The organism is Pantoea sp. BJ2 (assembly GCF_040255075.1).
Classification (GTDB): domain Bacteria; phylum Pseudomonadota; class Gammaproteobacteria; order Enterobacterales; family Enterobacteriaceae; genus Pantoea; species Pantoea leporis.
The window spans coordinates 2,840,502-2,853,696 of record NZ_CP158292.1; the positions used below are offsets into that span (position 1 = coordinate 2,840,502).

11 protein-coding genes and 1 tRNA gene are annotated in these 13,195 nt (G+C 51.8%); 8 read left to right on the top strand and 4 right to left on the bottom strand.

The genetic code is table 11. The features are described from left to right. Window positions 1-109: 109 nt before the first annotated feature. The 3 genes from AAF463_RS13140 to AAF463_RS13150 all read left to right on the top strand — a co-directional run bounded on the left by AAF463_RS13140 (window position 110) and on the right by AAF463_RS13150 (window position 6,309). Window positions 110-1,864 (top strand): DEAD/DEAH box helicase family protein, encoded by a 1,755-nt coding sequence (locus tag AAF463_RS13140; protein ID WP_350260918.1) that lies wholly within the window; start codon window positions 110-112, stop codon window positions 1,862-1,864. Between the two features lie 131 nt (window positions 1,865-1,995). Beyond that, complete coding sequence (gene rplY / locus AAF463_RS13145; protein WP_101763688.1) at window positions 1,996-2,280, top strand: 50S ribosomal protein L25; 285 nt, start codon at window positions 1,996-1,998, stop codon at window positions 2,278-2,280. A 216-nt stretch (window positions 2,281-2,496) separates the two neighbouring features. After that, on the top strand, window positions 2,497-6,309 hold the full coding sequence (locus tag AAF463_RS13150) for a S6 family peptidase (RefSeq protein ID WP_350260919.1): 3,813 nt from the start codon (window positions 2,497-2,499) through the stop codon (window positions 6,307-6,309). A 35-nt stretch (window positions 6,310-6,344) separates the two neighbouring features. Here AAF463_RS13150 and yejK read toward each other — a convergent pair whose 3' ends face one another. Further along, entirely contained in the window at window positions 6,345-7,349 is a 1,005-nt protein-coding gene (yejK, locus tag AAF463_RS13155) for a nucleoid-associated protein YejK (protein WP_101763686.1), read from the bottom strand. Window positions 7,350-7,507: 158 nt separating this feature from the next. On the opposite strand from yejK, the gene AAF463_RS13160 reads away from it, so the two are divergent. The 3 genes from AAF463_RS13160 (at window position 7,508) to AAF463_RS13170 (ending at window position 9,659) form a co-directional block, all read left to right on the top strand. Beyond that, window positions 7,508-7,735: a YejL family protein gene (locus AAF463_RS13160; RefSeq protein WP_036648480.1), complete on the top strand. Its 228-nt coding sequence runs from the start codon at window positions 7,508-7,510 to the stop codon at window positions 7,733-7,735. 22 nt (window positions 7,736-7,757) lie between these two features. Then, window positions 7,758-9,512, top strand: coding sequence for an LPS biosynthesis-modulating metalloenzyme YejM (gene yejM, locus AAF463_RS13165; RefSeq protein ID WP_222233724.1), 1,755 nt, complete (start codon window positions 7,758-7,760; stop codon window positions 9,510-9,512). A gap of 70 nt (window positions 9,513-9,582) precedes the next feature. After that, window positions 9,583-9,659, top strand: a tRNA-Pro gene (locus AAF463_RS13170). 51 nt (window positions 9,660-9,710) lie between these two features. Here the strand turns inward: AAF463_RS13170 and arsC are convergent. The 3 genes from arsC to AAF463_RS13185 are packed head-to-tail and all read right to left on the bottom strand — an operon-like array spanning window position 9,711 to window position 11,800. Beyond that, on the bottom strand, window positions 9,711-10,136 hold the full coding sequence (gene arsC / locus AAF463_RS13175) for a glutaredoxin-dependent arsenate reductase (protein ID WP_350260920.1): 426 nt from the start codon (window positions 10,134-10,136) through the stop codon (window positions 9,711-9,713). Window positions 10,137-10,148: 12 nt separating this feature from the next. After that, a complete protein-coding gene (locus tag AAF463_RS13180; protein WP_350260921.1) occupies window positions 10,149-11,438 on the bottom strand; it encodes an arsenic transporter in 1,290 nt (429 codons plus the stop codon). Between the two features lie 41 nt (window positions 11,439-11,479). Next, on the bottom strand, window positions 11,480-11,800 hold the full coding sequence (locus AAF463_RS13185; protein WP_271460839.1) for a metalloregulator ArsR/SmtB family transcription factor: 321 nt from the start codon (window positions 11,798-11,800) through the stop codon (window positions 11,480-11,482). 291 nt (window positions 11,801-12,091) lie between these two features. Here AAF463_RS13185 and AAF463_RS13190 point away from each other — a divergent pair, with 291 nt between their 5' ends. Together AAF463_RS13190 and AAF463_RS13195 are read left to right on the top strand one after the other, a co-directional pair. Then, a complete protein-coding gene (locus tag AAF463_RS13190; RefSeq protein ID WP_008105079.1) occupies window positions 12,092-12,295 on the top strand; it encodes a hypothetical protein in 204 nt (67 codons plus the stop codon). A 77-nt stretch (window positions 12,296-12,372) separates the two neighbouring features. After that, the gene (locus tag AAF463_RS13195) at window positions 12,373-13,098 is read left to right on the top strand and encodes a 4'-phosphopantetheinyl transferase superfamily protein (RefSeq protein ID WP_350260922.1); all 726 of its coding nucleotides are present in this window, start codon (window positions 12,373-12,375) and stop codon (window positions 13,096-13,098) included. Window positions 13,099-13,195 lie beyond the last annotated feature (97 nt).

Consider the following 13,195-nt stretch of genomic DNA (forward strand, 5'->3'; position numbering starts at 1 on the left):
AAAGTGTGGGCAGTATAGCTTGATCCTTAGAGTGCTAACAGTAGTGAACCTGCGTTTAACTGGCTTTCATGGCATAATGCGCGTCCGTTCCAGAAAAAAGTTTGCCCCGATGTCATTCTCCCTGCGCCCATACCAACAAGAGGCGGTTGACGCCACCCTCAACCACTTTCGTCGCCATACCACGCCTGCGGTGATTGTGCTGCCGACCGGCGCGGGTAAGAGTCTGGTGATTGCTGAACTGGCGCGGCTAGCGCGTGGACGGGTATTGGTGCTGGCCCACGTCAAAGAGCTGGTGGAGCAGAATCACAGCAAATATCAGGCTTATGGACTTGAAGCAGACATCTTCGCCGCGGGTTTGCAGCGCAAGCAGAGCGAAAGCAAAGTGGTGTTTGGCAGCGTGCAGTCGGTGGCGCGCAATCTCAACCGCTTCGATAGCGCCTTTTCACTGGTGATCGTTGATGAGTGTCACCGCATCAGTGATAACGAAGAGAGCCAGTATCAGCTGCTGTTCGCCCACCTGCGGCAGCACAATCCGCAGTTGCGCCTGTTGGGTTTGACCGCCACGCCCTTCCGTCTCGGCAAAGGCTGGATCTACCAATTCCACTATCACGGCATGGTGCGCGGCGATGAGAAAGCACTGTTCCGCGATTGCATTTATGAGCTGCCGCTGCGCTATATGATCAAACATGGCTTTCTGGTGCCGCCGGAGCGCTTAGATATGCCGGTGGTGCAGTACGATTTCAGCCGCCTGATCCCGCAAAATAATGGCCTGTTTAGCGAAGCCGATCTCAACCGCGAGCTGAAACAACAGCATCGCGTAACGCCGCATATTATTCGCCAGATTATTGAGTTTGCTGAAGATCGCCGTGGCGTGATGGTGTTTGCCTCCACCGTGGAACATGCCCGTGAAATCCTCACGCTGCTGCCTGAAAACAGCGCGCTGGTCTCGGCGGAAACGGCAGTAAAGGATCGTGACCGCTTGATTGGTGCATTTAAAGCGCAGCAGCTGAAGTTTCTGGTCAACGTTGCCGTTCTGACCACCGGCTTTGACGCACCCCACGTGGATTTGATCGCCATTTTGCGCCCTACCGAATCCGTTAGCCTCTACCAACAGATCGTCGGTCGCGGTTTACGCTTGTCACCCGGCAAAACCGATTGTCTGGTGCTGGATTACGCCGGTAATCCACACGATCTTTTCACCCCCGAAGTCGGCGCGCCGAAAGGGGCCAGCGACAATCAGCCGGTGCAGGTGTTTTGTCCCGCCTGCGGTTTCGCCAATATTTTCTGGGGCAAAACCACCGAAGATGGACACATCATTGAGCATTTTGGCCGCCGCTGTCAGGGCGTACTGGAAGATGATGAAGGCGAGCGCGAACAGTGTGATTATCGCTTTCGCTTCAAAAGCTGCCCGGATTGCGGCGCCGAGAATGACATCGCCGCGCGGCGCTGCCATCAATGCGACAAAATTCTGGTCGACCCGGATGACATGCTGAAAGCGGCGCTGAAACTGAAAGATGCGCGCGTGTTGCGCTGCGCCGGCATGACGCTGGAGCAAGGGCGCGATGATAAAGGCGAATGGCTGAAAGCCATCTATTTCGATGAAGATGGCACCAGCGTCAGCGAGCGTTTTCGCCTGCAAACGCCAGCACAACGTAAAGCCTTTGAGCAGCTGTTTATGCGCCCGCATCAGCGCGCGCCGGGCGTGGAACTTGGCTGGCAAACCGCAGCGGATGTCATCGCCTTACAGCCTTTATTGCGTCATCCGGACTTTGTGGTGGCACGCGCAAAAGGCCATTTCTGGCAGATTCGCGAAAAAATGTTTGATTATCAGGGCCGTTATCGCCGTGCCAATGAGCTGCGTTAAGCGGCGGAATCATTTGCCCCTGCAGCATCATTGGGGCTATAATGCCGCCCGCTTTTGCATCCGTAAAAGCAGTTTGAATAACCGTCCTGTTGCTGGGTCGCCTGTAGCAGGAACTATTGAAGAGACATCAAATGTTCACTATTAACGCTGAAGTACGTAAAGACCAGGGTAAGGGTGCGAGCCGCCGCCTGCGTGTAGCAAACAAATTCCCGGCCATCATCTATGGCGGAAATGAAGCACCAATTGCTATCGAACTCGACCATGATGCAGTGATGAACGTACAGGTTAAACCTGAGTTCTACAGCGAAGTGCTGACCATCGCGGTTGATGGCAAAGAAGTTAAAGTTAAAGCTCAGGCGGTACAGCGTCATCCGTTCAAGCCAAAACTTTTCCACATCGACTTCGTTCGCGCTTAATCGCTGAATGAGTTGAAGGTAGAAGGGCCGGTTGCGAAACCGGCCCTTTTATTTTAGGCATAAAAAATAACCCGATATCTTCCCTTCCTAAAAACCCCTGTCTTTCATTTCTCTCTGCTTTCGTTTATTTGAGACTGTTCTTTACCATGAAGCTTTCACAAACCATGGAGAATGCCGTTTTAACATTTCTCCAGAATTTGTCTGCAAGGACTTCAAGTGAAAAAAATACCTGCCTTGGGCTATGGCATCATACTCATCTCATTTTCTAGCTATGCGGGCGTAATGCGTCATGACATTAACGTGCAAGAATACCGTGATTTTGCCGAGAATATGGGTAAATATCGTGTCGGCTTAAGCAACATTCCCATTTTTAAGAAAGATGGCGAGCTGAGTGGTTATCTTGATTTTGCCATGCCCGACCTTAGCAGTGTATCTCGTCGCGGGTTTGCCACATTGATTAATCCATCCTATGTAACCACCACACGGCACGTAACCGCTTTGGGTAGCGTTTCTTTTGGCGGTCCTTCTGCTTATTCCACCCGTTATCTTTTTATTAACCGCAATCAATCCGCCGTTCAGGATAATATTCTGCCACGGTTAAACAAAGTTGTAACCGAAGTAGCGCCAATAGATTATGTGGAACGTAATGAGCTTCAGAAAGGACATGGCTCTCGGTATATTGCTTATGTGCGCGCGGGTGCTGGTGAAATGACACAGGTCACAAATGACCTCACTGAGAAAGAGTTCCTGGCCAGTGCCTATAAATGGTTAGCGGGTGGAACAATTAATATTGACACCATTACCTTCAACAAAGAAAAAAATGACGATTTCTATTGGATTCAATATGAACCTGGCCATCAATATTCATCCGCTTTATCAATATCAACCGGCGGCGGTGACAGTGGCAGCCCTATTTACGTCTACGACAATGTTGATAAAAAATGGAAACTCGCTGGTGTACATTATGGTGGTTATGGTAGCGCAACGCCTTATGGTCGCAAAGTTATCTCAACACGTTTTAATGAAGAATATTTCAATGGGATTATTGCCAACAATATCTCTCACGATGTCACTGATTTTGCGAATAATGGCCCAATTTACTGGAATGCAGATAAGCTGGTTCAGGGTAGTAAAAACTGGGGTTGGCAAGGTTTAGACAACACATATCGTCATTTGGCGCCAGGCAAAGCCAGCCTTATTGAACTTGATGCAACCAAAGATATTCGCTTTAACGGCGCGGGCGGAGACATTATTCTTAATGAGGCCGTTAATCTGGGAGCAGGCAAACTACAGTTTTCTAATAACTACACCCTGAAATCTGCAGAGAGTGTGGGCGCAACATGGGTGGGCGGCGGCGTTGAAATCGATGAAGGGAAAAAAGTCATCTGGCAAGTGAATGGACTCAAAGATGATGATTTACACAAAATTGGCGGTGGCGTCTTACATATTAATGCTACAGGTTTCAATGAAGGCGGACTGAATATCGGCGATGGCACCGTTATTCTGGATCAACAAAAAGATGCGCAAGGAAATCGCCAGGCATTTTCTCGACTGTATTTAGCGAGCGGTCGGCCTACCGTTATTTTAGCGAGCGAAGACCAGGTTAATCCTGATAACATTTATTTTGGTTATCGTGGGGGGACATTGGATCTTAATGGTAATAATCTCATAATGCGAAAGATTAATCACACGGATAGCGGTGCGGCAGTGATCAATCAGAGTGAGTTAACCTCGGCCAGTCTAACGCTTACAGGGTACTCACGTAGCGATATCAACATTAACACCTGGAGCAGTGTCGACATTGGTAATATTGGTGATATTTATGAGTATTATAATTCGAGAACGCAACGTAAAGAGTATTTTCAATTAAAAAAAGAGAAGTATTGGTACTTCCCCACAAATCAGCAGGACAATGAAGACTGGAAGTATCTGGGATATGATCTGGTTCAAGCCGTCGATTATCGACTATCGCAGTTAAATGATTTAGTTTTCCGCGGAGACATTGGCACGCGCTCGTCGGATAAAACTAACGGTGCATTAGATGTGAATTTATCTCCGGAGAGTGGAAATACACATTTCGCACTGAGCGGTAATATCCATTTAAATGGAAATATCAACGTCAATAAGGGGACTCTTCTGCTGTCCGGGCAACCCGTTCCTCATGCCGGCGGCCTGATCATTGACAACGATTGGTACACTTCCTCTTTCATCGCCAATAACATTTTAGTAGATGACAATGCACGTTTACAGGTCGGTGAATACGCGCAGGTTAAAGCCGATATCCAGGCGGGCGACAACAGCCAGGTTATCCTTGGCTACCATCCCGATGCTGCTGATGAGCAGCAAATTTTACGCTGCACCTCGCCGGTGCAAAGCACTAAGGGCAGCTGCAAAGTTGCACAGCGAAACGCGGAAGAGTTGCGTTTCCTTCCCGCCAGCTCGGTCGAGGGCAATATCACGCTGGGCGATAACGCATTGCTTCATCTTGGCAAAATTGATTACCACGGCCACATCAACGACAGTCACTCAGCGCGAGTCACCCTGAGCAGTGAGACATTCTGGAACATGAATGGTAACAGCCGCTTGCATCGGATGGATGCAGGTAAAGGCGGTATCATCTCGCTTCTTGCTGCAGATGAAATGGCCTGGACGCCGAAGCTGCTCTCTGTGGAACATCTGACGGCAAATCATCTGCAGCTTGGTTTCGGCATCGCGCCGCAGTCCGCCATTAGCGACAGTTTATACATTGGGTCCAGCGTGCAGGGCGGCAGCAACACCCTCGATCTTGGTTTTATGCTGGGTGAAACCTTCCCCAACCGCATCGCGAAAGAGATCGTGCTGGTGAACGCGCCCGCCGGAACCGCGCACGACTATTTCACGCTACCTCCGGTCAAACGCGGGTTCTCGCTCTATACCGCTGATTATCAGGTTGTGGAAGAGAATGGTCGCGTGAAATGGATCATTGCCAAAACGCCGGATCCGGTGTTACCACCCGATCCGATAATTGCCCCCGATCCGGAGACTCATCCCGAACCCGACATTACGCCCGAACCGGAAGTTAAGCCTGAACCAGAAGTGAAACCTGAGCCCGAGATCACGCCAAATCCGGGTACTGCAGAAGACTGGTTTGAGGTCATTGATAATCAGCCGCTGGTGCAGAGTACTCGCGCCCTGCTCGCTTCGCGCCACTACCTGTTCAGTGAAATCAGCAATATGCTGACCGATCGCGCTCAGCTCCTGCGCGGTAACCATGAAAATAGCGGCGCATGGGCCAGCCTCAGCCAAAATCGCGGCAGAATGGATAGCGTAACGTTAAAAGACAGCAGGCTAGAGATCGGCGCCGATGCGCAAGCGGATGCCTGGCTTTATGGCGTGACCGCCAGTTACAGCCAGGGAAATGCCGGGGAAGAAGCCAGCATTAGCCATAAACTGAGCACTCTGGGCCTGTATGCGAGCGGAATGAGCGATGAAGGATGGTTTATGGATCTTGCTGCCAGCTACCTGCATCTGCGTCAGGACATTCACCTTGACCCGGTATTGGGAGTAAACAGCACCTCAAAAACCAGCCATATGCTGGCAGGCAGTGCAAAATGGGGTAAATCCTACCCTCTGCTGGATGCGTCTTTCACGCTATCGCCTTACCTGAAAGCCAGCGCAGGCTATTTACCGGGATACACGCTGGAAAGCAGAGAGGCCAGCATTGCCCTGAGTTCAGCCATGCCGTGGGGGCTCGCGCCGGGTATTGAAGTCAGCAAGCAGGGGCTCGGTACGCTGCTGCCACGCGTGCGATTCAGCGCCACCGTTGAAAAACAGTTTTCAACGGGCCGTTCTGGCTCTTCACTAACCCTTGAGGATCGCCACAGCCGACGCGTTTATGGCGCGCTGGACGACGATCGTTATCGGGTTCATCTGGGTTTAGAAGGGAAAATCAGCGACAACTGGTCAGCGAATATTGGCGCGAAGCATAGCGTTGGTGGCAAGTTCCGCACCGATTCTCTCATCAGTAGTGGCATAAACTATTCGTTCTGATAGAAAAGCCGGGCACTTAGGTGACCCGGCTTTTTTCATTTACTGCTGGTGCGGCGTTGCAGCTGATCGCGCAAATTCGGTGGCGTGCCTTTAATGGTCAGCGTGTCGGTGGTGGGATCCCAGAAGATGCGCTCGCCGAGCAGCATGGCATCAAAGTTCAGGGTTAATCCGCCACCGCTGCCCGCGAACTTGGTCAACTGGCGCAAGGTGCTACGATCCGCTGGGAAGGTCTCTTCCAGCTCGTAACCTTGCTCCTGGGTGAAGGCCTGAAACGTTTTTTCTCCCAACGGCGGTAATTCACTGGAGAGATCGTGCAGCGCAATCTCTTCGCCGGCCTGCAGCTGATCGTTACAGTAGCTGTAAACCTGCTGACGATAGTTCTGACGCTCGTTTTTATCGAGATCCGATTCGGCGCAGTAATCATCAACCGCTTGCAGCAGGCCACGGTTTTGCGCTTTGGTGTCCAGACCGACGCTAGCGCCAAGGAAATCCATGAAGAAATCCGCTACTTTACGCCCCACGCGACCGCGCAGGAAGGTCAGATAACGGGTGGATTCCGGGTTAGTTTCCCACTCGGTGAGATCGATACGCGCCACAATATCCGCATGATTGATATCGAGATAATGGGTGCTGCTGATATCCAGCTGCTCGTTAACGCGCATGCTCGACTGGCTGTTGAGAACCGCAATCAGCAAATATTCCACGGCCAGATAGCGATAGTGTAAAAACAGCACCACGCCGCCTTCCGCAAACGGATATTTGCTCAGTTCATCACGCAGACGTCCGGTTGCCGCACGGCTAAACGCCAGAAAGTCATCTTCCCCTTTGCGGCAGTTACGCAACGCATCGGCCAGTTCGCTATCTTCGTTAAACAGGCCGTAAGCTTTGCTTTTGGCGCTATAAACCCGGTGCAACTCTTCTGCCATCTCTTCAACCGCGCGGGTTGCAGGCAGCAAGGTGTCGCGCAGTACCAGTTCAAGCTGGTTTTCATCACGTTTAACTAACTGATGCAGGGCAATCTGGTCGATATCCAGACTCATGGTAGACTCTCCTTTTAGCTCAGGCGCGTATTCAAACACCGCCCGCAGCCGCTTTCAACTGCCAGCACAAACTGATCGCTCTGCTTGCGATAAAATTGCGGAAAAAAATGCGTTGTTACGGTAATATACCGCCTTTTCACCCTTGATTAGACGACGATATGCCACAATCATCCCGTTACAGTGACGAACGCGTGGAAAAGCTCCTCGCAGAGATGGCGCAGATTCTTGAAAAAGACAAAGCGCCAACCGACCTTTCCCTGATGGTATTGGGTAACATGGTAACTAACTTGATCAATACCAGCGTTTCACCGGCTCAACGCCGCACACTGGCTCGATCTTTCGCGGATGCGTTGCAGTCATCCGTACGCGATGATAACGCTCATTAATATGCAGATTTGACCTCATAATATGGTAACCAACCGGCAGCGCTACCGTGAAAAAGTCTCCCAGATGATCAGCTGGGGGCATTGGTTTGCCCTGTTTAATATTATCTTCGCGTTAATTTTAGGCAGCCGCTACCTGTTGGTCGCCGACTGGCCCGCGTCACTCGCGGGACGTATCTATGCCTATACCAGCTGGATCGGTCATTTCAGTTTCATCGTCTTCGCCGGTTATCTGCTCATCATCTTCCCGCTCACTTTCGTGGTGATGTCACAGCGATTGCTTAGGGTGTTGTCGGCGATTGTCGCCACCGCCGGACTGACGCTGATTATGGTCGACAGCGCGGTGTTCAGCCGCTTCCACTTGCACCTCAATCCGGTGGTGTGGGAGCTTGTGATAAACCCTGATCAAAGCGAGATGGCGCGCGACTGGCAGCTGATGTTTATCAGCGTGCCGCTGATTTTCCTCGTCGAAATGCTGTTCGCGACCTGGAGCTGGCAAAAGCTGCGCAGCCTTAATCGGCGCTCGTTCGGCAAGCCGCTGGCTGCGCTGTTTATCAGCGCCTTCTTCGCCAGTCATCTGCTCTATATCTGGGCCGATGCCAATTTCTATCGCCCAATTACCATGCAGCGCGCCAACCTGCCGCTCTCCTATCCAATGACCGCGCGTCGCTTCCTTGAGCGTCACGGTTTGCTGGATGCGCAAGAGTATCAGCGCCGTCTGGTGCAACAGGGTGATCCGGAAGCGTTGTCAGTGCAGTATCCACTGAGTGACATTACCTTCCGCGATGGCGGTACGCGCCACAATCTGCTGGTGCTAACTGTTGATGGTCTGAACAACGCCACGGTGGAAAAAGCGCTGCCGTCGCTTCATCAATTCGCCAGTGAGAACGTGCGCTTCACCCAGCATTTCAGCGCGGGGCTACAGCCGGAAAAAGGGTTATTTGGCCTGTTTTACGGCATCTCTTCCAGCTATATGGATGGCGTGTTAGCGTCGCGTACGCCTTCCGTGCTGCTGAATGCGCTGAACGCGCAAGGCTATCAGTTTGGCTTGTTCTCATCGGACGGCTTCAGCCAACCGCTGTATCGTCAGGCTTTGTTAGCCGATTACTCGCTGCCGCAGGCCGATACCCAACCGAATAGCACCACGGTGACGCAGTGGCAGAACTGGCTCAATGGCCACAAATCAAACAATGCGCCGTGGTTCTCGTGGATTGCCCTTAATGGTGTGACGGTCAATGGCGACAACCTGAAAGCGCGCCAGCGAAGCTATATGCGTCAGGCAAGCGGTGTCGACGAGCAGATCAAGGCTGTGCTGCAAACTTTGCAGGATCGCGATTTGCTGAAAAATACCGTGGTGGTGATCACGGCGCAGCGTGCGGTCAATCTGGATAGCAACGATGACAATCCAGGTAACCGTGCGACGTTACAGGTGCCGCTGGTGGTGCATTGGCCGAATACGCCAGCGCAAACCATCGATCGTCTGACCGATCAGCAGGATGTGATGACCACGCTGATGCAGCGTTTACTGCACGTGCGCACTAATCCCGCTAACTTCTCGCAGGGTGAAGATCTGTTTGCCGCACAACGCAGCCACGATTGGGTGGCGAGCAGCGAAGATGGCAAGCTGGTAGTGACCACGCCAACCGTGACGCTGGTGCTGAATAATAATGGCAGCTACAGCGCTTACGATGCACAGGGTAACAAACTGAAAGATCATAAACCGCAGCTGGCGTTGTTGCTGCAGGTGCTGACAGAAGAGAAGCGTTTCGTCGCAAACTGATTAATTATGAGGCAGTTAAATGCTGCTCATATTGCAATCGTGCGTAGAAACAGTAATATTCTTCCACGTTCGGCACGTAGCGCAGCCTGGTAGCGCACGGTCATGGGGTGTCCGGGGTCGGAGGTTCAAATCCTCTCGTGCCGACCAAAATCCAAAAAAGCAGCCTTATGGCTGCTTTTTTATTGTTTCTAATTCGGTCTAAACGATTCGATTACCCTGCTGATCTATCACCTTCTCACCATCCTCCTTGCTGAATGCGCCCTGCTGCGCATCGGGAAGAATATCGAGCACGGCTTCTGAAGGCCGGCACAAACGCGTTCCCAGCGGGGAGACAACAATCGGACGGTTAATCAGGATGGGATAATTCAACATCGCCTCGATGAGTAGCTCGTCACTAAAACGCTCTTCAGCCAAACCCAATTTTTCGTAGGGTTCGACATTTTTGCGTAATAAAGCGCGCACACCGATCCCCATCGCGCTAATCAACGCCTTAAGTTGCTCACGATTTGGCGGCGTCTCAAGATAAAGAATAACGGTAGGTTCAACGCCGCTATTGCGTATTAACGCCAGCGTGTTGCGCGAAGTGCCGCAAGCGGGATTGTGATAAATGGTGATGTCAGTCATGGTGCTCTCTTCTTAATGGGACAACGTTAGGCGCAGGGCCAGCGCGCTAAGGGTGACGAGCAGCACGGGCAATGTCATCACGACACCCACGCGGAAGTAATAACCCCAGCTAATGTTGATGTTCTTCTGGTCGAGTACGTGCAGCCATAGCAACGTGGCGAGACTGCCAATCGGCGTGATTTTTGGCCCCAGGTCGCAACCAATAACATTGGCATAAATCATCGCTTCCTTTATCACGCCCTGCGCACTGCTGGCATCAATCGACAGCGCACCAATCAGCACCGTTGGCATATTATTCATTACAGAAGAAAGCAGCGCCGTCACCAAACCGGTACCCAAGGTGGCGACCCATAAGTCGTGGCTGGCAATGAGATTGAGCAAGTCAGTGAGATGTTGCGTCAGTCCGGCATTTTTAAGGCCATACACTACCAGGTACATGCCGAGCGAAAAAATCACGATCTGCCAGGGCGCGCCGCGTAACACTTTACCGGTGTTAATCGCCTGACCTCTTTTGGCAACGATAAACAGAATTAACGCGCCCAGTGCGGCGATAGCACTGACTGGAATGCCCAGCGGCTCCAGCAGGAAAAATCCCACCAATAGCAACAACAGCACCAGCCAACCGGCTTTAAAGGTAGCGGGATCTTTTATGGCTTCATCTGGTAGTTTGAGGCGTGAAACCTCATAGCTGGCGGGAATGTCTTTGCGAAAGAAAAGGTGCAGCACTATCAGCGTGGTGATAATAGCGGCAGTATCAACCGGAACCATCACCGCCGCGTAAGCGTTGAATCCCAATTTGAAGAAATCTGCGGAAACGATGTTAACCAGATTGGATACGATCAGCGGCAAACTCGCGGTATCGGCGATAAATCCTGCTGCCATGACGAAAGCCAGCGTTGCACCTTTACTAAAGCCCAGTGCCAGCAGCATTGCGATGACGATCGGCGTCAATATCAGAGCCGCACCATCATTGGCGAAAAGCGCGGCAACGCATGCACCGAGCAACACGATATAGGTGAAAAGCAGCCGCCCTCGCCCACTTCCCCAGCGCGCTACGTGCAAAGCGCACCACTCAAAAAAACCGGATTCGTCCAGCAACAGGCTGATGATAATGACGGCGATAAAAGCCGCTGTCGCATTCCAGACGATATGCCACACAGCGGGAATATCGTTTAACTGGATAACGCCGGTCACCAGCGCCAGTAAAGCCCCTATCGTTGCTGTCCAGCCAATGCTCAGGCCGCGCGGCTGCCAGATGACAAACACGATGGTCAAAACAAATATTGCGCCTGCCAGAAACATCACGCCTCCAATGCATTCGAATAATCGAATGTGTTTAATGATTATTCACAACCCGTAGCAGCGGCGTTCTTCAGCGACTCACGCACTTCCTCACGCTGGCTATTCCAGGCCGTATCGATAATCGATGCAGCCCAGGCCGGCATATGCGGAGAAAGGCGATAGTGTATCCACTTGCCTTCACGTCGATCCAGAATCAGCTCAGCATCGCGCAGCAAGGCAATGTGGCGTGAAATCTTTGGCTGTGATTGTTGGGTAACTATGCAGAGATCGCAGACACACAACTCTCCGGCCTCTCGTAATAATAAAACGATCGTCGTACGCGTTTCGTCGGCAAGCAGCTTGAAAAGTTGAACAGGAAGCATTGGGCCAGGTTCCAGTAAAAATCTATTACATATGGTAATTCATATGTGTTGGAAGTAAAGGCAGAATATAAAGTCTGGCGATTTCATATGTTTTCCATGCAATAAAGCATTCTCAGATTATCGCCAAAGAAATGCTGATTATTGGCTTTTAATCAGTAACTTACCGAAAGCAACTCAACCCGAGCCAGATCACATTTCTGGATAAATATGACAGCGCTTCATCAATTTGAAACAAAACTGTCACAGACTTCTCTTACTCTTATGGCTCTTGTTTTTTCGATGGAAACCATTATGGTCATCAAAGCAAAAAACCTGCAGGATGCGGAAGAACTCCTGCACTCGGGTATCAATAAAGTTGAACTGGCTTACGATATCGGCAGCGACGATTTCTTCCGTCTCGCCTCGCGCTGGTGCGATCGCGGTGCGCGCATCACCAAAGGCCATCAGCACTTCGTGGTGCAGATTAAAGGCATGGCTATTCCGCCAAATAACTAAAAGTAGGCGAGCCCCTTTGGCTTGCTCTCCATCCGGCTGGCTGGTAAAACTACGTTTTCCGTCAGCCGTGATTTTTTATGTTCGCCTTTGAAACGCCGCTTGCCCTGCCCTCTTCCCCGTTTATCCGCGCTGCTGGCATGTCGCTGGATACATTGCCGATCGCCTGGTGCGAATTCGATCAACATCACTGGCATGCTGAATTGCACCAGGCGTGGCAACTGCCGCTGCCCGCGTCGCTACAGAGCGCGGTGACGAAACGCAAAGCCGAGCATCTGGCGAGTCGCTGGCTGGTGCAGCAAAACTTTGCGCACTTCGGTTTACCGCACTTTGTGTTGTGTAATGCGCCCGATCGTTCACCGTTGTGGCCCGCCGGCATTCAGGCGTCGCTGTCGCATACGCACAGCGTTGCGGTGATGGCTGCGACGCGCGAGCCACTGTGCGTGGGTGTGGATGTTGAGCAGATTATGGCGGAGGAAACCGCCGATGAAACCGCTGGGATGTTGATGAGCCCGGCGGAAAAACAGCGCCTGCTGGCGCGGCCTATGCCCTTTGCCCAGGCCGCTACACTGCTGTTTTCATTGAAAGAGAGTGTGTACAAAGCGCTGTGGCCGCAATTGCATCAGCCAATGGATTTTCTTCAGGCGGAAGTGCTGGAACTGGACGTGCAGCAAGGCCGTGCAACGCTGCGGTTGTGTCAGGATTTTGATGAGTATTTCACCACCAAAGCGCTGCTGCAGGCGCGTTTTTGGCTGGCTGGAGATCGCGTGATTACGCTGCTGACGCATCCACTCCCGACAAAATAAAAAACCGGCTCAGAAATAAACCTGAGCCGGTGACAACACAAGACGACAGAAAAGTGTTCCAGGGGCGCAGAAACGAGGATTTCTGCTGGGAGTGACT

Bases quoted from the DNA above. Each gene is read 5' to 3' on its own strand.
- AAF463_RS13195 (WP_350260922.1), top strand. From the start codon at position 12,373: ATGTTCGCCTTTGAAACGCCGCTTGCCCTGCCCTCTTCCCCGTTTATC.
- AAF463_RS13180 (WP_350260921.1), bottom strand. From the start codon at position 11,438: ATGTTTCTGGCAGGCGCAATATTTGTTTTGACCATCGTGTTTGTCATC.
- AAF463_RS13190 (WP_008105079.1), top strand. From the start codon at position 12,092: ATGGTCATCAAAGCAAAAAACCTGCAGGATGCGGAAGAACTCCTGCAC.
- AAF463_RS13160 (WP_036648480.1), top strand. From the start codon at position 7,508: ATGCCACAATCATCCCGTTACAGTGACGAACGCGTGGAAAAGCTCCTC.
- yejK (WP_101763686.1), bottom strand. From the start codon at position 7,349: ATGAGTCTGGATATCGACCAGATTGCCCTGCATCAGTTAGTTAAACGT.
- rplY (WP_101763688.1), top strand. From the start codon at position 1,996: ATGTTCACTATTAACGCTGAAGTACGTAAAGACCAGGGTAAGGGTGCG.
- arsC (WP_350260920.1), bottom strand. From the start codon at position 10,136: ATGACTGACATCACCATTTATCACAATCCCGCTTGCGGCACTTCGCGC.
- AAF463_RS13140 (WP_350260918.1), top strand. From the start codon at position 110: ATGTCATTCTCCCTGCGCCCATACCAACAAGAGGCGGTTGACGCCACC.
- yejM (WP_222233724.1), top strand. From the start codon at position 7,758: ATGGTAACCAACCGGCAGCGCTACCGTGAAAAAGTCTCCCAGATGATC.
- AAF463_RS13185 (WP_271460839.1), bottom strand. From the start codon at position 11,800: ATGCTTCCTGTTCAACTTTTCAAGCTGCTTGCCGACGAAACGCGTACG.